We start from the raw sequence: 21591 nt of genomic DNA on the forward strand, positions 1-21591 counted from the left end.
TGGTGTCTGGGCCACGGCCATCGGGAGCAAGCCCCCTCCCACAGTTGACCGAGTTCCAACATGAGAATGCGGTCAACTGTGGGAGGGGGCTTGCTCCCGATAGCGGTATATCAGGCGACCCAAACAAAAACGGCCTCCACTAAGGGAGGCCGTTCTCAGTACAGCATGCAGCTAAATGCTTACTTGCGATCTTCCAGCTTGGTAATGTCACGCGACTCGTAGCCGGTGTACAGCTGGCGCGGGCGGCCAATCTTGTACGGGCTCGAGAGCATTTCCTTCCAGTGGGAGATCCAGCCCACGGTCCGCGCCAGGGCGAAGATCACGGTGAACATGCTGGTTGGAATGCCGATCGCCTTGAGGATGATCCCCGAGTAGAAGTCGACGTTCGGGTACAGCGAGCGTTCGATGAAGTATGGGTCGGTCAGGGCGATCTCTTCCAGGCGCATGGCCAGTTCGAGTTGCGGGTCGTTCTTGATGCCCAGTTCCTTCAACACTTCGTCGCAGGTCTGCTTCATTACGGTGGCGCGCGGGTCGCGGTTCTTGTAGACCCGGTGACCGAAGCCCATCAACTTGAACGGATCGTTCTTGTCCTTGGCCTTGGCGATGAAGGTGTCGATGTTGGACACATCGCCGATTTCATCGAGCATGGTCAAGACGGCTTCGTTCGCACCGCCGTGGGCAGGGCCCCAGAGTGCGGCGATACCGGCGGCGATACAGGCGAACGGGTTGGCACCCGACGAACCTGCCAGGCGCACGGTAGAGGTGGAGGCGTTCTGCTCGTGGTCGGCGTGGAGGATGAAGATCCGGTCCATTGCCTTGGCCAGCACCGGGCTGATCGGTTTGATCTCGCACGGGGTGTTGAACATCATGTGCAGGAAGTTTTCCGCGTACGTCAGGTCGTTGCGCGGGTACATCATGGGCTGGCCCATGGAGTACTTGTAAACCATCGCGGCCAGGGTTGGCATCTTGGCGACCAGGCGGATCGCGGAAATTTCGCGATGCTCGGCGTTATTGATGTCCAGGGAGTCGTGATAGAAGGCCGACAGGGCGCCGACCACGCCGCACATGACGGCCATCGGGTGGGCGTCGCGACGGAAGCCGTTGAAGAAGGTCTTCAACTGCTCGTGAACCATGGTGTGGTTCTTCACGGTGCTGACGAACTGGGCCTTTTGCTCGGCTGTTGGCAGTTCGCCATTTAGCAGCAGGTAGCAGGTTTCCAGGTAGTCCGACTGTTCAGCCAGTTGTTCGATCGGGTAGCCGCGGTGCAGCAGGATGCCATTGTCGCCGTCGATATAGGTGATCTTCGACTCGCAAGAAGCGGTCGACATGAAGCCTGGGTCGAAAGTGAAACGGCCCGTGGCCGTCAGGCCCCGTACGTCGATAACATCGGGACCAACGGTGCCGGTTAAAATGGGCAGCTCGACGGGGGCTGCGCCCTCGATGATCAACTGCGCTTTTTTGTCAGCCATGTGGCCTCCTATTTATGCTTCAAATCATCAGACAGACCCCCCACGCAGGGCCCGCACCACTATAGTGAGATAAATTCAGATGTCAATTTGCCTAAAGTCTTGCTCCAGAAGGCTTTAACCGTACTTTTTCGTCGAAATTGCCTGCCATTTACGCCTTTTATCGCGTCAGCGCAATCAGCTATTAGGGTGAGGTGTGCGCGTTGTCATTAGTAACCTAACTGTCTATACTCGGCCACCGACCGCCAAGGGCTTTTGGGCTTGCTTTCATTGGGGGTCGCACTCCCTGGGTGGTGCTTACCTGACCAGTCGCACTCCCCAACAACTTTGCCCTGATTGTTAGGGGCTCTTCAGTGTGAAAAAAAGCCGTGAATAGCCAACGACCTGTAAACCTAGACCTAAGGACCATCAAACTCCCCATCACCGGCGTTACGTCGTTCCTGCACCGTGTTTCCGGCATCATCCTGTTCCTGGGCCTGGGCATCATGCTTTACGCATTGAGCAAATCCCTGGGTTCCGCGGAAGGTTACGCCGAGGTGAAGGCAACCTTGACCAGCCCACTGGCCAAGTTCGTAGCGTGGGGCCTGCTGTCCGCTCTGCTGTATCACCTGGTAGCCGGTGTGCGCCACTTGATCATGGATGCGGGTATCGGTGAGACGCTGGAAGGCGGCCGCCTGGGCTCGAAAATCATCATCGCCATTTCCGTGGTGCTGATCGTTCTGGCAGGAGTTTGGATATGGTAACCAGCGTAACGAATCTGTCGCGTTCGGGCCTCTATGACTGGATGGCACAGCGTGTGTCTGCGGTCGTTCTCGCGGCTTATTTCATTTTCCTGATCGGATACCTCGTCGCAAACCCGGGCATCGGCTATGAGCAATGGCACGGCCTGTTCGCCCACAATGCGATGCGAATCTTCAGTCTGCTGGCCCTTGTGGCCCTGGGCGCTCACGCCTGGGTCGGCATGTGGACCATCGCGACCGACTACCTGACGCCAATGGCGCTGGGCAAGTCCGCGACCGCAGTCCGTTTCCTCTTCCAGGCAGTATGCGGCATCGCGATGTTCGCTTACTTCGTCTGGGGTGTGCAGATTCTTTGGGGTATCTGATTCATGGCTAACATTCCTACTATTTCATTCGACGCCATCATTATTGGTGGCGGCGGTGCCGGCATGCGCGCTGCGCTGCAGCTGGCCCAGGGCGGGCACAAGACCGCCGTGATCACCAAGGTGTTCCCGACGCGTTCGCACACCGTATCGGCCCAGGGTGGCATTACCTGCGCCATCGCTTCTGCCGACCCGAACGATGACTGGCGCTGGCACATGTACGATACCGTCAAGGGTTCCGACTACATCGGTGACCAGGACGCTATCGAGTACATGTGTCAGGAAGGCCCGGCTGCGGTGTTCGAGCTGGACCACATGGGTCTGCCGTTCTCCCGTACCGAGCAAGGCCGTATCTATCAGCGTCCGTTTGGCGGTCAGTCCAAGGATTACGGTAAAGGCGGCCAGGCTGCCCGTACCTGCGCCGCGTCCGACCGTACCGGTCACGCGCTGCTGCATACCCTTTATCAGGGCAACCTGAAAGCCGGTACCACGTTCCTGAACGAGTACTACGCTGTCGATCTGGTGAAGAACGGCAAGGGCGAGTTCGTCGGCGTGATCGCCATCTGCATCGAAACCGGTGAAACCACCTACATCCGCGCCAAGGCTACCGTGCTGGCGACCGGCGGTGCAGGGCGTATCTACGCGTCGACCACCAATGCCCTGATCAACACCGGTGACGGCGTCGGCATGGCACTGCGTGCAGGCGTACCGGTGCAAGACATCGAAATGTGGCAGTTCCACCCGACCGGCATCGCCGGCGCCGGTGTACTGGTGACCGAAGGTTGCCGTGGTGAAGGTGGCTACCTGATCAACAAGCACGGCGAGCGTTTCATGGAGCGTTATGCGCCGAACGCGAAAGACCTTGCTGGTCGTGACGTCGTGGCCCGTTCGATGGTCAAGGAAATCATCGCCGGCAACGGCTGTGGCCCGAACGGCGACCACGTACTGCTCAAGCTCGATCACCTGGGCGAAGAAGTGCTGCACAGCCGTCTGCCAGGTATCTGCGAGCTGTCCAAGACCTTTGCTCACGTTGACCCGGTGGTTGCGCCGGTGCCAGTGGTTCCGACTTGCCACTATATGATGGGCGGCGTGCCGACCAATATTCATGGCCAGGCGATCACCCAGAACGCCGATGGCGTGGACGAGATCATCCATGGTCTGTTCGCGGTAGGCGAAGTGGCCTGCGTATCGGTTCACGGTGCCAACCGCCTGGGCGGCAACTCGCTGCTCGACCTGGTGGTATTCGGCCGCGCTGCCGGCCTGCACCTGGAAAAAGCTCTGACCGACGGCATCGAATACGATGACGCCACCGACGCCAACATCGAAGCCGCCCTGGCGCGCCTGAACGCTCTGAACGAGCGCACTGACGGCGAAGACGTGGCAACCCTGCGTCGCGAGCTGCAAAGCTGCATGCAGAACTACTTCGGTGTGTTCCGTACCGGCGAATACATGCAGAAGGGCATCGCCCAGCTGGCCGACCTGCGCACGCGCATCGCCAACGTCAAGATCAACGATAAGAGCCAGGCGTTCAACACCGCGCGTATCGAAGCCCTTGAGCTGCAAAACCTGCTGGAAGTGGCAGAAGCGACTGCGATCGCCGCCGAGGTTCGTAAGGAATCCCGTGGCGCCCACGCTCGTGAAGACTTTGAAGACCGCGACGACGAGAACTGGTTGTGCCACACCCTGTACTTCCCGGGTGACAAGCGCGTAACCAAGCGTGCCGTGAACTTCTCGCCGAAGACGGTGCCGACGTTTGAACCGAAGATTCGGACTTACTAAGGGTGGCTGCCATGTTGAAAGTCAGTGTTTACCGCTACAACCCTGATCAGGACGCCGCGCCGTTCATGCAGGAGTTCCAGGTCGATACCGGTGGTAAAGACCTGATGGTGCTGGATGTACTGGCACTGATCAAAGAGCAGGACGAAGGTTTCTCCTATCGTCGCTCTTGCCGTGAAGGTGTGTGCGGTTCCGACGGCATGAACATCAACGGCAAAAACGGCCTGGCGTGCATCACGCCGCTGTCCGCCGTGGTCAAGGGCAACAAGCTGATCGTTCGTCCACTGCCAGGTTTGCCGGTTATCCGTGACCTGGTTGTCGATATGAGCATCTTCTACAAGCAATACGAGAAAGTTAAGCCATTCCTGCAGAACGACACGCCGGCTCCGGCCATCGAGCGTCTGCAGTCCCCGGAAGAGCGTGAAAAACTCGACGGCCTGTACGAGTGCATCCTGTGCGCTTGCTGCTCGACGTCCTGCCCATCCTTCTGGTGGAACCCGGACAAGTTCCTGGGCCCGGCTGCGCTGCTGCAAGCCTACCGCTTCCTGGCAGACAGCCGTGACACCAAGACGTCCGAGCGTCTGGCTTCACTGGATGACCCGTTCAGCGTATTCCGCTGCCGCGGGATCATGAACTGCGTCAACGTATGTCCCAAAGGCCTGAACCCGACTAAGGCCATTGGTCACATCCGTAACATGCTGCTGCAAAGCGGCGTGTAACTGACGTAAAAGCAGGACCGTTGTGCCCGTAAATGCTGCGGCGCAGGCTTCAACCGGCGCCGTAGTTTTAACTTGAGCAGCGACTTACAAAGCCGCGGCTCTTATTTTGAAGAAATGAGACAAGCAGGGGCATTCGGGTTGGTACCCGAACTATCAGCGTGATCCTAAGTGGCTTGTTTTGGTCGCTGCACTTGGCCTTTTGCAAGCAAACTCGGTGTTTTCGCCGGTGGTGTCCCCAAATCGAGGGTGACCAAGCATGCAAGAAAGCGTGATGCAGCGCATGTGGAACAGCGGCTATCTTTCAGGTGGTAACGCTGCCTATGTGGAAGAGCTTTATGAGCTCTACCTGCACGACCCTAACGCTGTGCCAGAAGAATGGCGCACCAAATTTCAGACGTTGTCTTCAGACGGCAACGCTGCCACCGATGTATCGCATGCTGCGATTCGCGATCATTTCGTGCTGCTGGCAAAGAACCAGCGCCGCGCCCAACCGGTTTCCGCCGGCAGCGTGAGCAGTGAGCACGAGAAGAAGCAAGTTGAAGTACTGCGACTGATCCAGGCTTACCGGATGCGTGGCCACCAGGCGGCCCAGCTTGACCCGCTGGGGCTCTGGCAGCGTCCTGCACCTGCTGACCTGTCGATCAATCATTACGGCTTGACCAATGCCGATCTTGATACGACCTTCCGTGCCGGCGACCTGTTCATCGGCAAAGAGGAAGCGAGCCTACGCGAAATTCACGAAGCGTTGCAGCAGACATATTGCCGCACCATCGGCGCTGAGTTCACGCACATCACCGATTCCGAGCAACGCCAGTGGTTCCAGCACCGCCTGGAAGGCGTGCGTGGCCGTCCGGTATTGTCCGCCGATGTGCGCAGCCACCTGCTCGAGCGCGTGACAGCCGCTGAAGGTCTCGAAAAATACCTGGGTACCAAATACCCGGGCACCAAGCGTTTCGGCCTGGAAGGCGGCGAAAGCCTGATTCCGATGCTCGACGAGCTGATCCAGCGTTCCGGTTCCTACGGCACCAAGGAAGTCGTGATCGGCATGGCTCACCGTGGCCGCCTGAACGTGTTGGTCAACACCTTCGGCAAGAACCCGCGCGAGCTGTTCGACGAGTTCGAAGGCAAGAAGAAGGTCGAACTGGGTTCCGGTGACGTTAAATACCACCAGGGCTTCTCGTCCAACGTCATGACCACCGGCGGTGAAGTTCACCTGGCCATGGCCTTCAACCCCTCCCACCTGGAAATCGTATCTCCAGTGGTCGAGGGTTCGGTGCGCGCTCGCCAGGATCGTCGTAACGACACCACCGGTGAAAAGGTGCTGCCGATTTCCATCCACGGTGACGCGGCATTCGCCGGTCAAGGCGTGGTCCTGGAAACGTTCCAGATGTCGCAGACCCGCGGCTTCAAGACCGGCGGTACGGTTCACATCGTCATCAACAACCAGGTTGGCTTCACCATCAGCAACCCGCTGGATGCGCGCTCCACCGAGTACGCCACCGACGTTGCCAAGATGATCCAGGCGCCGATTCTCCATGTGAATGGCGATGACCCGGAAGCCGTACTGTTCGTGACCCAACTGGCTGTCGACTACCGCATGCAATTCAAGCGTGACGTGGTGATCGACCTGGTTTGCTACCGCCGTCGCGGTCACAACGAAGCGGACGAACCAAGCGGCACCCAGCCGTTGATGTACCAGCAGATCACCAAGCAGCGCACCACCCGTGAGCTGTACGCCGAAAGCCTGACCAAGGCCGGCGTGCTGGATGATGCGCGTGTTCAGGCGAAAATCGATGAATACCGCAACGCGCTGGATAACGGCCTGCATGTAGTGAAGAGCCTGGTCAAGGAGCCGAACAAAGAGCTGTTCGTCGACTGGCGTCCGTACCTGGGTCACACCTGGACCGCGCGCCATGACACCAGCTTCGACTTGAAGACCTTGCAGGAGTTGTCTGCCAAGTTGCTGGAAATCCCTGAAGGCTTCGTGGTTCAGCGCCAGGTTGCGAAGATCTACGAAGACCGTCAGAAGATGCAAGCCGGCGGCCTGCCGATCAACTGGGGTTACGCCGAAACCATGGCGTACGCGACCCTGGCGTTCGAAGGTCACCCGATCCGCATGACCGGCCAGGACATCGGCCGCGGTACGTTCTCGCACCGTCATGCCGTGTTGCACAACCAGAAAGACGCGGGCACCTACATCCCGTTGCAGAACCTGTACGAAGGCCAGCCACGTTTCGACCTGTACGATTCCTTCCTGTCCGAAGAAGCCGTACTGGCGTTCGAATACGGCTACTCCACCACCACGCCGCAGGCGCTGGTGATCTGGGAAGCCCAGTTCGGCGACTTCGCCAACGGTGCCCAGGTGGTTATCGACCAGTTCATCACCAGCGGCGAGCACAAGTGGGGCCGTCTGTGCGGCCTGACCATGCTGTTGCCCCATGGTTATGAAGGCCAGGGTCCGGAGCACTCCTCGGCCCGTCTGGAGCGTTACCTGCAGTTGTGCGCCGAGCACAACATCCAGGTGTGCGTACCGACGACCCCGGCGCAGATCTACCACTTGCTGCGTCGCCAGGTAATCCGCCCGCTGCGCAAGCCGCTGGTCGTGTTGACTCCCAAATCGCTGTTGCGTCACAAATTGGCCGTTTCGACCCTGGAAGACCTGGCCGAAGGTTCGTTCCAGACCGTTATTCCAGAAATCGATACGCTGGACGCCGCCAAGGTCACTCGCCTGATCCTGTGCAGCGGCAAGGTCTACTACGATCTGCTGGAAAAACGCCGTGCCGAAGGCCGCGAAGACATCGCCATCGTGCGTATCGAGCAGCTTTACCCGTTCCCGGAAGATGACCTCATGGAGATCATCGCGCCTTACACCAACCTCACGAATGTCGTGTGGTGTCAGGAAGAACCGATGAACCAGGGCGCCTGGTACAGCAGCCAGCATCACCTGCGTCGCAGCATCGGCAACCACAACAAGGCTTTGGGCCTGGAGTACGCCGGTCGTGATGCATCTGCTGCACCTGCTTGTGGCTACGCGTCGATGCACGCCGAGCAGCAGGAAAAACTGCTGCAAGATGCTTTCACTGTTTAACGCCTTCGCGCTGACTGAAACCGAATTTTAAGGACCTACAGATAATGGCTATCGAAATCAAAGCCCCGTCATTCCCGGAATCGGTTGCCGATGGCACCGTTGCCACCTGGCACAAGAAACCAGGCGAGGCCGTCAAGCGTGACGACCTGATCGTCGACATCGAGACCGACAAGGTTGTGCTGGAAGTGCTGGCCGAAGCCGACGGCGTGCTGGGCGCGATCGTTGCAGAAGAAGGCGCTACCGTTCTGTCGAACCAGGTACTGGGCTCGATCGAAGAGGGCAGCGCTGCTGCCGCGCCTGCTGCTGCCGCACCGGCTGCCGCTGCCTCTGCTGCCCCGGCCGCCGCTCCGGCTGCAGGTGGCGAAGACCCAATCGCTGCACCGGCTGCGCGTCAACTGGCTGAAGAGAACGGTATCAACCTGGCTTCCATCAAAGGCACCGGCAAAGACGGCCGTGTTACCAAGGAAGACGTGGTTGCTGCTATTGAAGCCAAGAAAAACGCTCCGGCTGCCGCACCTGCCAAGGCCGCTGCTCCAGCTGCCGCCGCGCCTGTATTCGCCGCCGGCGACCGCACCGAGAAGCGCGTACCGATGACCCGTGTACGTGCCACCGTGGCCAAGCGCCTGGTTGAAGCTCAGTCGAACATGGCGATGCTGACCACGTTCAACGAAGTCGACATGACCGAAGTCATGGCCCTGCGTTCGAAGTACAAGGATCTGTTCGAGAAGTCCCACAACGGCGTGCGCCTGGGCTTCATGTCGTTCTTCGTGAAAGCGGCCACCGAAGCGCTGAAGCGCTTCCCGGCAGTCAACGCTTCCATCGACGGCGCCGACATCGTTTACCATGGCTATGCAGACATCGGCGTTGCCGTGTCCAGCGACCGTGGCCTGGTGGTTCCGGTTCTGCGTAACGCCGAGCTGATGAGCCTGGCCGAAATCGAAGGCGGCATCGCCGGCTTCGGCAAGAAAGCCCGTGACGGCAAGCTGACCATCGACGAGATGACCGGCGGTACCTTCACCATCACCAACGGTGGTACCTTCGGTTCGATGATGTCGACGCCGATCGTCAACCCACCGCAAGCTGCGATCCTGGGCATGCACAACATCATCCAGCGTCCGATGGCCATCAACGGCCAGGTCGTGATCCGTCCAATGATGTACCTGGCGCTGTCTTACGATCACCGCCTGATCGATGGTAAGGAAGCCGTGACGTTCCTGGTGACCATCAAGAACCTGCTGGAAGACCCGGCTCGCCTGCTTCTGGATATCTAAAAAGCAGCTGCAGGTCGCAAGCTGCAAGCGCCAAGCCCAAAGCGGCGAGCGGTGCTTTCAACTTGCGGCGTGCGGCTTGTAGCTTGCAGCTAAAAAGGGAACCTTTTTATGACACAGAAATTTGACGTTGTAGTGATTGGTGCAGGCCCTGGCGGCTATGTTGCCGCCATCAAGGCCGCACAACTGGGCCTCTCGACTGCTTGCATCGAAAAGTACACCGACAAGGAAGGCAAACTGGCGCTGGGTGGTACCTGCCTGAACGTGGGTTGCATTCCGTCCAAGGCGCTGCTGGACAGCTCCTGGAAATTCCACGAAGCCCAGGATGGCTTCGCGATTCACGGCATCAACCATGCTGGCGTGACCATGGACGTGCCAGCGATGATCGGCCGTAAAGCCAACATCGTCAAAGGCCTGACTTCCGGCGTTGCCACCTTGTTCAAGGCCAACGGCGTTACTTCCCTGCAAGGTCACGGCAAACTGCTGGCCGGCAAGAAAGTTGAAATCACCAAGCCGGACGGCTCGGTTGAAGTCATCGAAGCCGAGAACGTGATCCTGGCACCGGGTTCGCGTCCAATCGACATTCCACCGGCTCCAGTCGATCAGAACGTGATCGTTGATTCGACCGGCGCCCTGGAATTCCAGGCCGTACCTAAGCGCCTGGGCGTGATCGGCGCCGGCGTCATCGGCCTGGAGCTGGGTTCGGTATGGTCGCGCCTGGGTTCCGAAGTGACCGTGCTCGAAGCCCTGGACACGTTCCTGCTGGCTGCCGACACCGCCGTGTCCAAGGAAGCCTACAAGACCCTGACCAAGCAAGGTCTGGACATCAAGCTGGGCGCCCGTGTTACCGGTTCTAAAGTCAACGGCGAAGAAGTGGTCGTGACCTACACCGACAAGGAAGGCGAGCAGACCATCACCTTCGACAAGCTGATCGTAGCCGTTGGTCGCCGTCCAGTGACCACCGACCTGCTGGCTTCCGACAGCGGCGTAAGCATCGATGAGCGTGGTTTCATCCACGTTGACGATCACTGCGCAACCACCGTACCGGGCGTTTACGCGATCGGCGACGTGGTTCGTGGCATGATGCTGGCCCACAAGGCTTCCGAAGAAGGCATCATGGTTGTCGAGCGCATCAAGGGTCACAAGACCCAGATGAACTACGACCTGATTCCATCGGTTATCTACACCCACCCGGAAATTGCATGGGTCGGCAAGAACGAACAGCAGTTGAAAGCTGAAGGCGTTGAAGTTAACGTCGGCACCTTCCCGTTTGCCGCTTCTGGCCGTGCCATGGCAGCCAACGACACCGGTGGTTTTGTCAAAGTCATCGCTGATGCCAAGACTGACCGCGTATTGGGCGTCCACGTGATTGGCCCAAGCGCTGCAGAACTGGTTCAGCAAGGCGCGATCGGCATGGAATTCGGCACCAGTGCCGAAGACCTGGGCATGATGGTCTTCTCCCATCCGACCCTGTCCGAAGCGTTGCACGAAGCAGCGTTGGCTGTGAATGGCGGCGCCATCCACATCGCCAACCGCAAGAAGCGCTAAGCGAGATAATAAGAAACCACGGCGGAGTTGCCCGTCGTGAGCCTTGCGCGCAAGACTCACCGCGGAATATCCGCTGGACGCAGCCTTGCGCAGCTTTACGGGCCATAAGCCCTGCAAGTTGCGCAAGCAGCAGTCACAGGTGGCGCGGCACTCATAATGAGCGCAGCGCCGAATGCGCAGTACCTAACGAAGACGGTAAAAAGCATGAATCTTCACGAGTATCAGGGTAAGCAGCTGTTCGCTGAATACGGCCTGCCAGTTTCCAAGGGCTACGCAGTAGACACCCCGGAAGCAGCAGCAGAAGCTTGCGACAAAATCGGCGGCAGCGAGTGGGTTGTCAAAGCCCAGGTCCACGCCGGTGGTCGCGGTAAAGCGGGCGGCGTTAAGCTGGTTCGCAGCAAAGAAGACGCCAAGGCCTTCGCACAGCAGTGGCTGGGCAAGCGTCTGGTGACTTACCAGACTGATGCCAATGGCCAGCCAGTCACCAAGATCCTGGTTGAATCGTGCACTGATATCGCTAAAGAGCTGTACCTGGGCGCTGTCGTTGACCGTTCGAGCCGTCGCATCGTGTTCATGGCTTCCACCGAAGGTGGCGTGGACATCGAGAAGATCGCTCACGAAACCCCAGAAAAAATTCTGAAAGCCACTATTGATCCACTGGTTGGCGCTCAGCCATTCCAGGGTCGCGAGCTGGCTTTCCAGCTGGGCCTGGAAGGCAAGCAAGTTGCCCAGTTCGCCAAGATCTTCGTCGGTCTGGCCAAACTGTTCCAGGATCACGATCTGGCCCTGCTGGAAGTGAACCCGCTGGTGATCAAGGCTGACGGCGATCTGCATTGCCTCGACGCCAAGATCAACATCGACGCCAACGCCATGTACCGTCAGCCTAAGCTGAAGACTTTCCACGATCCGTCCCAGGACGATCCGCGCGAAGCGCACGCTGCCAAGTTCGAACTGAACTACGTAGCCCTGGAAGGTAACATCGGCTGCATGGTCAACGGTGCCGGCCTGGCCATGGGTACCATGGACATCGTCAACCTGCATGGCGGCAAACCAGCCAACTTCCTCGACGTAGGTGGTGGCGCTACCAAGGAACGCGTTACCGAAGCGTTCAAGATCATCCTGTCCGACTCCAACGTCGCTGCAGTACTGGTCAACATCTTCGGCGGCATCGTTCGTTGCGACATGATTGCCGAAGGCATCATCGGTGCAGTGAAAGAAGTTGGCGTTAAAATCCCGGTTGTTGTTCGCCTTGAAGGTAACAACGCTGAACTGGGCGCTAAAGTACTGGCAGAAAGCGGTTTGAACATCATCGCGGCTACCAGCCTGACCGACGCTGCTCAACAAGTTGTCAAAGCTGCGGAGGGCAAATAATGAGCGTCCTGATCAATAAAGACACCAAAGTTATCTGCCAGGGTATTACCGGTTCGCAAGGTAGTTTCCACACCCAGCAAGCCATCGAATACGGCACCAAGATGGTTGGCGGCGTAACTCCGGGCAAAGGCGGCACCGAGCACCTGGGCCTGCCAGTGTTCAACACCGTGAAAGAAGCTGTAGAAACCACTGGCGCTACCGCCAGCGTGATCTACGTTCCAGCACCTTTCTGCAAAGATTCCATCCTGGAAGCGGCATTCGGCGGCATCAAGCTGATCGTGTGCATCACCGAAGGCATTCCTACCCTGGACATGCTGGACGCTAAAGTTAAGTGCGACGAGCTGGGCGTTGTCCTGATCGGCCCTAACTGCCCAGGCGTTATCACTCCAGGCGAATGCAAGATCGGCATCATGCCAGGTCACATTCACTTGCCAGGCAAAGTCGGTATCGTTTCCCGTTCCGGCACCCTGACCTACGAAGCTGTGAAGCAGACCACTGACGCCGGTTTCGGTCAGTCGACTTGCGTCGGCATCGGCGGTGACCCGATCCCAGGCTCCAACTTCATCGACATCCTGAAGCTGTTCCAGGAAGACCCGAAGACCGAAGCGATCGTCATGATCGGTGAGATCGGCGGTTCGGCTGAAGAAGAAGCCGCTGCCTACATCAAGGCACACGTGACCAAGCCGGTTGTTTCCTACATCGCTGGTGTGACTGCCCCTGCGGGCAAGCGCATGGGCCATGCTGGCGCAATCATCTCTGGCGGCAAGGGCACTGCAGACGAGAAGTTTGCTGCCCTGGAAGACGCAGGCGTGAAAACCGTGCGTTCGCTGGCAGACATCGGCAAGGCTTTGTCCGAGCTGACCGGTTGGGCTGTCAAGTAAGCCTCGCGCTTAGCTGACGCTTTACCAGCAAAGGCCACCTTCGGGTGGCCTTTGTGCATTTGGGCCGCCCATTTATTGAAATGTCTCGGTCCCATGTGGGAGGGGGCTTGCTCCCGATGACGGTGAATCAGTCACTGATATATTGACTGGCACACTGCCATCGGGAGCAAGCCCCCTCCCACATTTTTTGTCTGTATTGCTAAATTACGTATGAAAACACGACATTGAAATGTCGCTTATCGGACAGATCGCCCTGCAACAGTGCGTTTGTCAGGCTAATTCTGTACCCTAGCCGCCTCTTTATGCGTGCGCCTCCCAAAAGGAAGCCCCGCGCTGGACCGGTCGGTCCCGATCAGGACCGGCAGCCTTTCCCTCATCCATAGGGAAGCCCTCTCTAAATTCCGATTCAGTAGTGTGGTATTTCCTCAAATGAAAGTGTTGAAAAGCCAGGATATCCTGGCGTTGGGCTTTATGACCTTTGCCCTGTTCGTGGGCGCCGGCAACATCATCTTCCCGCCTATCGTGGGCTTGCAGTCCGGGCCACACGTCTGGATGGCCGCCTTGGGGTTCCTGATTACCGCAGTTGGCCTGCCGGTCGTCACCGTGATCGCACTGGCCAAGGTCGGTGGCGGTATGGATGCGCTGAGCAGCCCGATCGGCAAGATCGCCGGCGGCCTGCTCGCGGCGGCGGCGTACCTGGCGGTCGGGCCGCTGTTCGCCACGCCGCGTACCGCCACCGTTTCGTTCGAAGTGGGCCTGGCGCCGCTGACCGGCGAAAGCCCGCTGGCGCTGTTCCTCTACAGCTCGGTGTATTTCCTGGTGGTGTTTTTCGTGTCGCTGTACCCAGGGCGCCTGCTGGACACCGTGGGGCGTTTCCTCGCGCCGTTGAAGATCATCGCCTTGGCCATTCTCGGCATCGCCGCGTTTGCCTTGCCGGCCGGTGAAGTCGGTGTCGCCACGCCGGAATACGTCGCCGCGCCATTCTCCCAGGGCTTTATCAATGGCTACCTGACCATGGATACCCTGGGTGCGCTGGTATTTGGCATTGTCATCGTCAACGCGATTCGCTCCCGTGGCGTGGAATCGCCCAAGCTGATCACGCGTTACGCGATCATTGCCGGGCTGATTGCCGGCGTGGGCCTGGCGCTGGTGTACATCAGCCTGTTCCGCCTCGGCTCGGGCAGCCATGCCGTGGCCGCAGGTGCCAGTAACGGCGCTGCGGTGCTGCACGCCTATGTCCAACATACCTTCGGCTCACTGGGCAGCGGTTTCCTGGCGGTGCTGATTTCCCTGGCGTGCCTGGTCACCGCCGTGGGCCTGACCTGCGCCTGCGCCGAGTACTTCAGCCGTGTGCTGCCGCTGTCCTACAAGACCCTGGTGGTGATCCTCGCGCTGTTCTCGCTGTTCGTGTCCAACCTGGGCCTGACCAAGCTGATCGCGTTCTCCATCCCGGTGCTCACCGCGATCTACCCGCCGTGCATCGTGTTGGTGGCCCTGAGCTTCTGTAAGGATTTCTGGCAGGAGCAGGGCCGTATCGTTGGCCCGGTCATGCTGGTGTCGTTTATCTTTGGCTGCATCGATGCGCTTAAGGGCGCGGGCCTGGCGGATTGGATGCCGTCTCAACTGATGCACCTGCCGCTGAGCGAGCAGGGCCTGGCGTGGTTGGTGCCATCGGTGATGATCCTGGTGGTGGCGGTGGTGGTGGATCGCATGCTGGGCAAACGCAGCGAAGCCATCGCGTAGTACCGGTTTCAACGCATTGCTGAAATGCCCCGTATCAATCGATACGGGGCATTTTTTATGGGCATCATGCAGTGTCTTTTTGCTTGAGCTAGCGTCGAACAGGTGACTCATTTCTCAAATGGAAACTGTGAACAAGGGCCCACATGTCGTTTGTCGAAACCAATCAAGTCCACCTGCTTGCTGCCCTATGGTTCATCCTGTGTTGGGGCGGTTATACCCGTTACGCCACCTGGAAGGCCCGCGACACGGCCTGCCTGGCCAGCGTGTTGCATCTGTATCGCGAAGACTGGATGCGCCGCATGTTGCTGCGCGATAACCGCATCGCCGACGCCAGCGTGATCGGTAACCTGGAGCGGAACGCCTCGTTCTTCGCCTCCAGCACCTTGATCATCCTCGCCGGCATCCTCACCGTGCTGGGCGCCTCCGAGCGGGCGGTATCGCTGCTGGCGGATATCCCGATGGTGCAGCAGGCCTCCCAGGGTATGTCGGAGATCAAGTTGCTGTGCCTGGCGCTGGTGTTCGTCTACGCCTTCTTTACCTTCAGCTGGTGCATGCGTCAGTACAACTTTGCCGCAGTGCTGGTGGGTTCGGCACCGATGATCGGTGAGCGGCATGTGTCGGAGCAGGAGCGCAATGCATTTGCCTTGCGGGCGGCGCGGGTGATTTCGATGGCGGCTAACCAGTTCAACTTTGGCCTGCGCGCTTATTACTTCGGCATGACCATGCTGGCCTGGTTTGTCAGCCCGTGGTTGTTCATGTTGATGAGCAGCGGGGTGGTACTAGTGCTTTACCGTCGTGAGTTCCATTCCGACGTTCTACAGGTGATGGTGTATACCCCGACGGAGATGCACGCCCCGGATCCGGCAAAAGACAACGTGTCTTGAACGCCGGATAAAACAGCAGGCAAAGAAAAGCCCGCTTTATAAGCGGGCTATCTTTTGCAGCACTACAGCTTCACACCGTGCAATTACTGCTTGGCAGGCTCTGCAGGTGCGGCAGGTGCAGCTTCTTTCGCGGCGGCAGCGTTCGATTCGGCCTGAGCTTTGGCAGCATCGGCGTTTTCTTTCGCAGCGTCGTTCACTTTATCCTGTGCTTTCGCCATGTCTTGCTGAGCTTGCTCAGAATGTGCAGCGGCGTCTTGGGCTTTGTCTTCGGATTTCTTGTCGCAGGCAGCCAAGCCGAGGGCAGCGGCCAGCATCATGGAAATAGCTAATGTGTTGCGCATGGTGTTTCTCCTTATTGAAGATATCTACTGGCCTTTCGAACTCAAGGGGCCAGCATTAGTTCCTTTTGTTCCACAGATATATAAAGCTTTTCGCCAGGAACTTTCCAAATTATTACCTATCCGGCCCACCCACACTAATAAGAATTTAAAAACAATGACCGAAACCCCCTTGTTAGACCGCGCCACTCGCTTTGCTTCGGCGCTTCGCCATTGCCAGGTGCTGGGGATTACGGTCCACGCTGCGACGGAGGAGGGCATGACGCTGGTGTTGCCCTACGGCGCGCATATCGTCGGTGATCCCCGCAGCGGCGTCATCCACGGTGGCGCGCTGACTTCGTTGATGGACACCGCCTGCGGCATGGCCACCCTGTGCGTGCTACCCGAATTCGAGGTATGCCCGACCCTGGATTTGCGCATCGACTATATGCATCCCGCCGAACCGCATAAACCGGTGTATGGCTTCGCCCAATGCTACCGGGTAACCACCGATGTGATCTTCACCCGCGGCGTGGCCTATCAGGACGATCCGCAGCAGCCCATTGCCCATGTAGTAGGTACCTTCATGCGCATGGGCAAGCACCTCAAGGGGATGCCAGCGTGAGTCATCGATTCAAGACCCGCCTGGAGCAAGCACTGGAGCACGGCGATTACGGGGCACTGCTCGATCTGGTTCCCTACGCAAAGCTGATCGGCGTCGAATGCACGCGCTCAGGGGACGAATTGCTGTTTCGCCTGCCAGCCAACAAGGACAACATTGGTAACCCTATATTGCCGGCGCTGCATGGCGGGGTGATCGCAGGCTTCATGGAACTGTCAGCGGCGTTGCACTTGCTCGTATTTACCGGCGCCCCGGGCCTGCCGAAAATCATCGACTTCTCCCTGGATTACCTGCGCGCCGGCCAATTTCGCGACACCTACGCCACCTGTCAGGTGTGGCGCCAGGGCCGGCGTGTCGCCAACGTGGCGATCACCGCCTGGCAAACCACGCCAGCGGAACCAATTGCCACCGCTCGCGCACATTTCAAGATCGAGGAACCGCCGCGCCCTTGAAATCCAGGTTGGAGCCCCCAACTTTGATGACAACCCGCCGCCAACCCTTTCGGGCGCGGCCATTGCCATCCAATTGGAGTTTGATGACCATGAGTGTGGAAACTCAAAAGGAAACCCTGGGCTTCCAGACCGAGGTGAAGCAGCTGCTGCACCTCATGATCCATTCGCTGTATTCCAACAAGGAAATTTTCCTTCGCGAATTGATCTCGAACGCCTCTGACGCTGTCGACAAATTACGTTTCGAAGCCCTGTCCAAGCCAGAGTTGCTGGAAGGTGGCGCCGAACTGAAAATCCGTGTGAGCTACGACAAAGACGCCAAAACCGTCACCCTCGAAGACAACGGTATCGGCATGAGCCGTGACGATGCGATCACCCACCTGGGGACCATCGCCAAATCCGGCACCGCAGACTTCATGAAGAACCTGTCGGGCGACCAGAAAAAAGATTCTCACCTGATCGGCCAATTCGGCGTGGGTTTCTATTCGGCTTTCATCGTTGCCGACAAGGTAGAAGTGTTCAGCCGCCGCGCCGGTCTTGACGCCAGCGAAGGTGTGCACTGGGCTTCCAAAGGTGAGGGCGAGTTTGAAATCGCCACCCTCGACAAGCCTGACCGTGGCACCCGCATCGTGCTGCACCTGAAAGATGGCGAAGACGAATTCGCCGATGGCTGGCGCCTGCGCAACATCATCAAGAAATATTCCGACCACATCGCCCTGCCGATCGAGTTGCCGAAAGAACAGACGGCTGCCGAAGGCGAAGAAACACCGGCCGTCGAATGGGAAACCGTCAACCGCGCCAGCGCCCTGTGGACCCGTCCGCGTACCGAGATCAAGGACGAGGAATACCAGGAGTTCTACAAGCACATCGGCCACGATTACGAGAACCCGCTGAGCTGGAGCCACAACAAGGTCGAAGGCAAGCTGGAATACAGCTCGCTGCTCTACGTGCCGGCCCGTGCGCCGTTCGACCTGTACCAGCGCGAAGCGCCGAAGGGGCTGAAGCTTTACGTACAGCGTGTGTTCGTGATGGACCAGGCGGAATCGTTCCTGCCGCTGTACCTGCGCTTCATCAAGGGTGTGGTCGACTCCAACGACCTGTCGCTGAACGTGTCGCGTGAGATCCTGCAAAAAGACCCGATCATCGACTCCATGAAGTCGGCGTTGACCAAGCGCGTACTCGACATGCTGGAAAAACTGGCGAAGAACGAGCCTGAGAAATACAAGGGCTTCTGGAAAAACTTCGGCCAGGTCATGAAAGAAGGTCCGGCAGAAGATTTCGCCAACAAGGAAAAAATCGCCGGTCTGCTGCGTTTTGCCTCGACTCAAGGTGAAGACGGTGAACAGGTTGTGTCGCTGGCCGACTACTTGGCACGCGCCAAGGAAGGTCAGGACAAGATCTACTACCTCACCGGTGAAACCTACGCTCAGGTTAAAAACAGCCCGCACCTGGAAGTCTTCCGCAAGAAAGGCATCGAAGTGCTGCTGCTGACCGACCGTATCGATGAGTGGCTGATGAGCTACCTCACCGAATTCGACGGCAAGTCGTTTGTGGACGTAGCGCGTGGCGACCTGGACCTGGGCAACCTGGATTCCGAGGAAGACAAGAAAGCCGCTGAAGAAGTCGCCAAGTCCAAAGAAGGCCTGGTTGAGCGGATCAAGGCGTCCCTGGGTGAAGCCGTCAGCGAAGTGCGGGTTTCCCATCGTCTGACCGATTCGCCGGCGATCTTGGCCATCGGCGAGCAGGACCTGGGCATGCAGATGCGTCAGATCCTCGAAGCCAGCGGTCAGAAGGTTCCGGATTCCAAGCCGATCTTCGAATTCAACCCGGCGCACCCGCTGATCGAGAAACTCGACGGTGAGCAGAGCGAAGAGCGTTTTGGCGACCTCTCGCACATCCTCTTCGACCAGGCGGCCCTGGCCGCTGGCGACAGCCTGAAAGACCCGGCCGCCTATGTGCGCCGACTGAACAAGCTGTTGGTTGAACTGTCGGTTTAACACCGTTGTAGAAAAACCCGCTTCGGCGGGTTTTTTCGTTTTAGCGCACCTTAACTGGAGTGAATCATGAGCCAAGTCACACTACGTTCCGTGGTCTATCAGATAGATGGCCAGACTTATGAAAGCCGCTTGGCGTTCGATGCCAGCCACAAAGGCCCGTTGCCGGGGCTGTTGATGGCGCCGAACTGGATGGGCGTGAGCGCAGGGGCCGAAGAGATCGCCAAGAGCGTGGCCGACCAAGGCTATGTGGTATTGATCGCCGACCTCTATGGGCAAACCGTGCGTCCTTCGAACGGTGATGAGGCGGGTGCGGCGATGATGCCGCTGAAGAACGACCGTGCCTTGCTGAACAAGCGTATGCAAGCCGCCTTCGAACACCTGCAAAGCCAGACTGAAGCGGCTGTGGATACGTCGAAACTGGCGACCTTCGGCTTCTGCTTCGGTGGCTGCTGCTCCCTGGAGCTGGCCCGTACCGGTGCGCCGTTGAAAGCAGCGGTATCGTTCCATGGCACCCTCGACACACCGAACCCCGCAGATGCGAAGAACATCAAGGGTTCAGTACTGGTGCTGCACGGCGCCTCGGACCCGCTGGTACCGAAAGAACAACTGCCGGCGTTCGAAGATGAAATGAACGCAGCGGGTGTGGATTGGCAATTGCTCAGTTACGGTGGCGCGGTGCATTCCTTTACCGACCCCGAAGCCAATGTGCCCGGCAAGATGATGTATGACGCCAAGACCGCAGCGCGGGCGTTCCGGTCGATGCATAACTTGCTGGATGAGGTGTTCAAGGGCTGATTTTCAGGGCCTGTCAGGGCCTCATCGGGGGCAAGTCGAATCGTCGGACCGCCCCTCCCACATTTTGAATGTATTCGCAGTCCAAGTGTGGGAGGGGGGCTTGCCCCCGATAGCTATCTCACTGGCGGCTCAATCCTTTCAGACTCCCCCGGCACCATCGGCCAATCCCCAGCCGCCCATCGCTGCCGCGCCTGTTCGATCACCGCCGGGTCGCTCGCCACAAAGTTCCAGTTGATCCGCCGTGGCCCATCCAGCGGCGCGCCGCCAAGTATCACCAGGTGGCAGTCACTCTCGGCAGACAGGGTCATCTCCTGCCCAGCCGGTAAGACCACCAGGCTATGCACCGCCAGCGGCTCGCCGTCGAGCTGCGCGTCACCCTCCAGTACATACACCGCGCGCTCCTCGTGCTCATCCGGGATCAGCAGGGTAGTGGCCGTCTGCATCCGCACCTCGGCATACAGCGTGGGCGACAGCACCGGTACGGGCGACTTGAGACAGAACCCGCTGCCGGCGATCAGGCGCACCTGCACGCCCAGGTTATCGCTGACCGGCAAACTTGCCGCCGGATGATGGCTGTAGTGACCCGGCCCGGTTTCGTGGTGCTTGGGCGATGCCAGCCACACTTGCAGCCCATGCAGCGTAAAACCACTGGCCTTGACCGCCTCAGGCGTGCGCTCGACGTGGGCAATCGCGCTGCCAGCAGTCATCCAGCTGACCTCGCCGGCCTGCACCACCTGGTCCGAGCCCAGGCTGTCCTTGTGCTGCAAGGTGCCTTCGAACAGATAGGTGAGGGTCGACAGCCCGATATGGGGATGCTGGCGGATATTCATTCCACTGCCCGGCGCGTAACGGGTCGGCAGCATATGGTCGAAAAACACGAAAGGCCCGACGCTGCGGCATTCACGCGAGGGCAGTGGGCGCAGGATAGGCTGGCCCTCGACATCTTCGGGGCGAGGGCGGATCACGGTGAGCGTGGTCATGGGGGCATCCCTGTCAGAACGGGTTGGATGACGCTGAGCATAACCCGCTCGGACAGAGTTGGCGTTACTGGCTGAAGGCGCCTTCCGAAAGTGTGGTCTCGATGCTGACTTCGGCGGTGGTCATCAGTTTGTGCACCGGACACTTGTCGGCGACACGGTGCAACTCATCGCGCTGAGCGTCGGTGAGCACGCCCTTGAGGGTCAGCTTGACGTTGAGCCTGTACTTACCTTTTTGCTCTTCGGCGGCGTCGTGGGTAACTTCTACCGTCACGCCGGTGAGCGGAATGTCTTTCTTCTGCGCATAGAGCCTGACGGTCAAGGCCTTGCACGATGCCAGCGCAGCATCGAAGTAATCATGGGGAGAGGGCGCTGAATCGTCACCTCCCAGGCTCTTGGGCAGGTCAGTAAACAGCTCGTGGTTGTTGATAGCGACGCTGTGACGGAAATTCTCAGCGTTCAACGTATTGACGGTAACAGGCATGGCGAACCTCACAAGGCTGTGGATGACGGTCATGCAGTAATAGAACATGCCGACGCTGGGGCGTTCCAGGTTTTTGTCCGTGCTGAACCCTGATGTGTGGCGTA

19 protein-coding genes are annotated in these 21591 nt (G+C 58.9%); 15 read left to right on the forward strand and 4 right to left on the reverse strand.

The window, feature by feature from the left end; all coding sequences use genetic code 11:
* Positions 1–179: 179 nt before the first annotated feature.
* Positions 180–1469 (reverse strand): citrate synthase, encoded by a 1290-nt coding sequence (gene gltA, locus C4J87_RS08520; protein ID WP_124361975.1) that lies wholly within the window; start codon positions 1467–1469, stop codon positions 180–182.
* Between the two features lie 365 nt (positions 1470–1834).
* Between gltA and sdhC the strand changes: the two genes are divergently transcribed.
* The 11 genes from sdhC (at position 1835) to C4J87_RS08575 (ending at position 15846) form a co-directional block, all read left to right on the forward strand.
* On the forward strand, positions 1835–2209 hold the full coding sequence (sdhC, locus tag C4J87_RS08525) for a succinate dehydrogenase, cytochrome b556 subunit (protein ID WP_124361976.1): 375 nt from the start codon (positions 1835–1837) through the stop codon (positions 2207–2209).
* Positions 2203–2571 (forward strand): succinate dehydrogenase, hydrophobic membrane anchor protein, encoded by a 369-nt coding sequence (gene sdhD / locus C4J87_RS08530; protein WP_003233245.1) that lies wholly within the window; start codon positions 2203–2205, stop codon positions 2569–2571. The genes sdhC and sdhD overlap by 7 nt, the downstream gene beginning before the upstream one ends.
* Positions 2572–2574: 3 nt before the next feature.
* Positions 2575–4347, forward strand: a complete 1773-nt coding sequence (sdhA, locus tag C4J87_RS08535) for a succinate dehydrogenase flavoprotein subunit (RefSeq protein WP_124361977.1) — start codon at positions 2575–2577, stop codon at positions 4345–4347.
* An 11-nt stretch (positions 4348–4358) separates the two neighbouring features.
* Positions 4359–5063 carry a succinate dehydrogenase iron-sulfur subunit gene (locus C4J87_RS08540; protein WP_003172807.1) on the forward strand — a complete coding sequence of 235 codons (705 nt, stop codon included), beginning with the start codon at positions 4359–4361 and terminating at the stop codon, positions 5061–5063.
* A gap of 256 nt (positions 5064–5319) precedes the next feature.
* Complete coding sequence (locus tag C4J87_RS08545; RefSeq protein WP_124361978.1) at positions 5320–8151, forward strand: 2-oxoglutarate dehydrogenase E1 component; 2832 nt, start codon at positions 5320–5322, stop codon at positions 8149–8151.
* A gap of 44 nt (positions 8152–8195) precedes the next feature.
* Positions 8196–9422 carry a 2-oxoglutarate dehydrogenase complex dihydrolipoyllysine-residue succinyltransferase gene (gene odhB / locus C4J87_RS08550; RefSeq protein ID WP_124366429.1) on the forward strand — a complete coding sequence of 409 codons (1227 nt, stop codon included), beginning with the start codon at positions 8196–8198 and terminating at the stop codon, positions 9420–9422.
* A 108-nt stretch (positions 9423–9530) separates the two neighbouring features.
* Positions 9531–10967 (forward strand): dihydrolipoyl dehydrogenase, encoded by a 1437-nt coding sequence (gene lpdA / locus C4J87_RS08555; RefSeq protein WP_124366430.1) that lies wholly within the window; start codon positions 9531–9533, stop codon positions 10965–10967.
* Positions 10968–11171: 204 nt separating this feature from the next.
* Positions 11172–12338, forward strand: coding sequence for an ADP-forming succinate--CoA ligase subunit beta (gene sucC, locus C4J87_RS08560; RefSeq protein ID WP_003190011.1), 1167 nt, complete (start codon positions 11172–11174; stop codon positions 12336–12338).
* A complete protein-coding gene (sucD, locus tag C4J87_RS08565; protein ID WP_048729999.1) occupies positions 12338–13219 on the forward strand; it encodes a succinate--CoA ligase subunit alpha in 882 nt (293 codons plus the stop codon). The genes sucC and sucD overlap by 1 nt, the downstream gene beginning before the upstream one ends.
* A 429-nt stretch (positions 13220–13648) precedes the next feature.
* Positions 13649–14962 (forward strand): branched-chain amino acid transport system II carrier protein, encoded by a 1314-nt coding sequence (gene brnQ / locus C4J87_RS08570; RefSeq protein ID WP_124361981.1) that lies wholly within the window; start codon positions 13649–13651, stop codon positions 14960–14962.
* A 143-nt stretch (positions 14963–15105) separates the two neighbouring features.
* On the forward strand, positions 15106–15846 hold the full coding sequence (locus C4J87_RS08575; RefSeq protein WP_124366431.1) for a DUF599 domain-containing protein: 741 nt from the start codon (positions 15106–15108) through the stop codon (positions 15844–15846).
* 83 nt (positions 15847–15929) lie between these two features.
* On the opposite strand, the gene C4J87_RS08580 is transcribed toward C4J87_RS08575, so the two are convergent.
* Positions 15930–16187 (reverse strand): hypothetical protein, encoded by a 258-nt coding sequence (locus C4J87_RS08580; protein ID WP_124361983.1) that lies wholly within the window; start codon positions 16185–16187, stop codon positions 15930–15932.
* A 154-nt stretch (positions 16188–16341) separates the two neighbouring features.
* Here C4J87_RS08580 and C4J87_RS08585 point away from each other — a divergent pair, with 154 nt between their 5' ends.
* The 4 genes from C4J87_RS08585 (at position 16342) to C4J87_RS08600 (ending at position 20026) form a co-directional block, all read left to right on the forward strand.
* The gene (locus C4J87_RS08585; RefSeq protein ID WP_124366432.1) at positions 16342–16788 is read left to right on the forward strand and encodes a PaaI family thioesterase; all 447 of its coding nucleotides are present in this window, start codon (positions 16342–16344) and stop codon (positions 16786–16788) included.
* Positions 16785–17237, forward strand: a complete 453-nt coding sequence (locus C4J87_RS08590) for a PaaI family thioesterase (protein ID WP_124366433.1) — start codon at positions 16785–16787, stop codon at positions 17235–17237. Before C4J87_RS08585 ends, C4J87_RS08590 begins: the two co-directional genes overlap by 4 nt.
* A gap of 89 nt (positions 17238–17326) precedes the next feature.
* On the forward strand, positions 17327–19231 hold the full coding sequence (htpG, locus tag C4J87_RS08595) for a molecular chaperone HtpG (RefSeq protein ID WP_124366434.1): 1905 nt from the start codon (positions 17327–17329) through the stop codon (positions 19229–19231).
* 66 nt (positions 19232–19297) lie between these two features.
* Positions 19298–20026: a dienelactone hydrolase family protein gene (locus C4J87_RS08600; protein WP_124366435.1), complete on the forward strand. Its 729-nt coding sequence runs from the start codon at positions 19298–19300 to the stop codon at positions 20024–20026.
* A gap of 113 nt (positions 20027–20139) precedes the next feature.
* Here C4J87_RS08600 and C4J87_RS08605 read toward each other — a convergent pair whose 3' ends face one another.
* Both C4J87_RS08605 and C4J87_RS08610 read right to left on the reverse strand, forming a co-directional pair.
* A complete protein-coding gene (locus tag C4J87_RS08605; protein ID WP_124366436.1) occupies positions 20140–21006 on the reverse strand; it encodes a pirin family protein in 867 nt (288 codons plus the stop codon).
* Between the two features lie 64 nt (positions 21007–21070).
* Positions 21071–21487, reverse strand: a complete 417-nt coding sequence (locus C4J87_RS08610; RefSeq protein WP_124361989.1) for an OsmC family protein — start codon at positions 21485–21487, stop codon at positions 21071–21073.
* Positions 21488–21591: the final 104 nt, after the last annotated feature.

The sequence above is a fragment of the Pseudomonas sp. R1-43-08 genome (assembly GCF_003852255.1).
Classification (GTDB): Bacteria; Pseudomonadota; Gammaproteobacteria; order Pseudomonadales; family Pseudomonadaceae; genus Aquipseudomonas.

Coding starts and splice junctions, on each gene's coding strand:
- odhB (WP_124366429.1), top strand. CDS start 8,196: ATGGCTATCGAAATCAAAGCCCCGTCATTCCCGGAATCGGTTGCCGAT.
- sucC (WP_003190011.1), top strand. CDS start 11,172: ATGAATCTTCACGAGTATCAGGGTAAGCAGCTGTTCGCTGAATACGGC.
- gltA (WP_124361975.1), bottom strand. CDS start 1,469: ATGGCTGACAAAAAAGCGCAGTTGATCATCGAGGGCGCAGCCCCCGTC.
- sucD (WP_048729999.1), top strand. CDS start 12,338: ATGAGCGTCCTGATCAATAAAGACACCAAAGTTATCTGCCAGGGTATT.
- lpdA (WP_124366430.1), top strand. CDS start 9,531: ATGACACAGAAATTTGACGTTGTAGTGATTGGTGCAGGCCCTGGCGGC.
- htpG (WP_124366434.1), top strand. CDS start 17,327: ATGAGTGTGGAAACTCAAAAGGAAACCCTGGGCTTCCAGACCGAGGTG.
- C4J87_RS08605 (WP_124366436.1), bottom strand. CDS start 21,006: ATGACCACGCTCACCGTGATCCGCCCTCGCCCCGAAGATGTCGAGGGC.
- brnQ (WP_124361981.1), top strand. CDS start 13,649: ATGAAAGTGTTGAAAAGCCAGGATATCCTGGCGTTGGGCTTTATGACC.
- C4J87_RS08600 (WP_124366435.1), top strand. CDS start 19,298: ATGAGCCAAGTCACACTACGTTCCGTGGTCTATCAGATAGATGGCCAG.
- C4J87_RS08540 (WP_003172807.1), top strand. CDS start 4,359: ATGTTGAAAGTCAGTGTTTACCGCTACAACCCTGATCAGGACGCCGCG.
- C4J87_RS08610 (WP_124361989.1), bottom strand. CDS start 21,487: ATGCCTGTTACCGTCAATACGTTGAACGCTGAGAATTTCCGTCACAGC.
- sdhA (WP_124361977.1), top strand. CDS start 2,575: ATGGCTAACATTCCTACTATTTCATTCGACGCCATCATTATTGGTGGC.
- C4J87_RS08575 (WP_124366431.1), top strand. CDS start 15,106: ATGTCGTTTGTCGAAACCAATCAAGTCCACCTGCTTGCTGCCCTATGG.
- C4J87_RS08585 (WP_124366432.1), top strand. CDS start 16,342: ATGACCGAAACCCCCTTGTTAGACCGCGCCACTCGCTTTGCTTCGGCG.
- C4J87_RS08545 (WP_124361978.1), top strand. CDS start 5,320: ATGCAAGAAAGCGTGATGCAGCGCATGTGGAACAGCGGCTATCTTTCA.
- sdhD (WP_003233245.1), top strand. CDS start 2,203: ATGGTAACCAGCGTAACGAATCTGTCGCGTTCGGGCCTCTATGACTGG.
- C4J87_RS08580 (WP_124361983.1), bottom strand. CDS start 16,187: ATGCGCAACACATTAGCTATTTCCATGATGCTGGCCGCTGCCCTCGGC.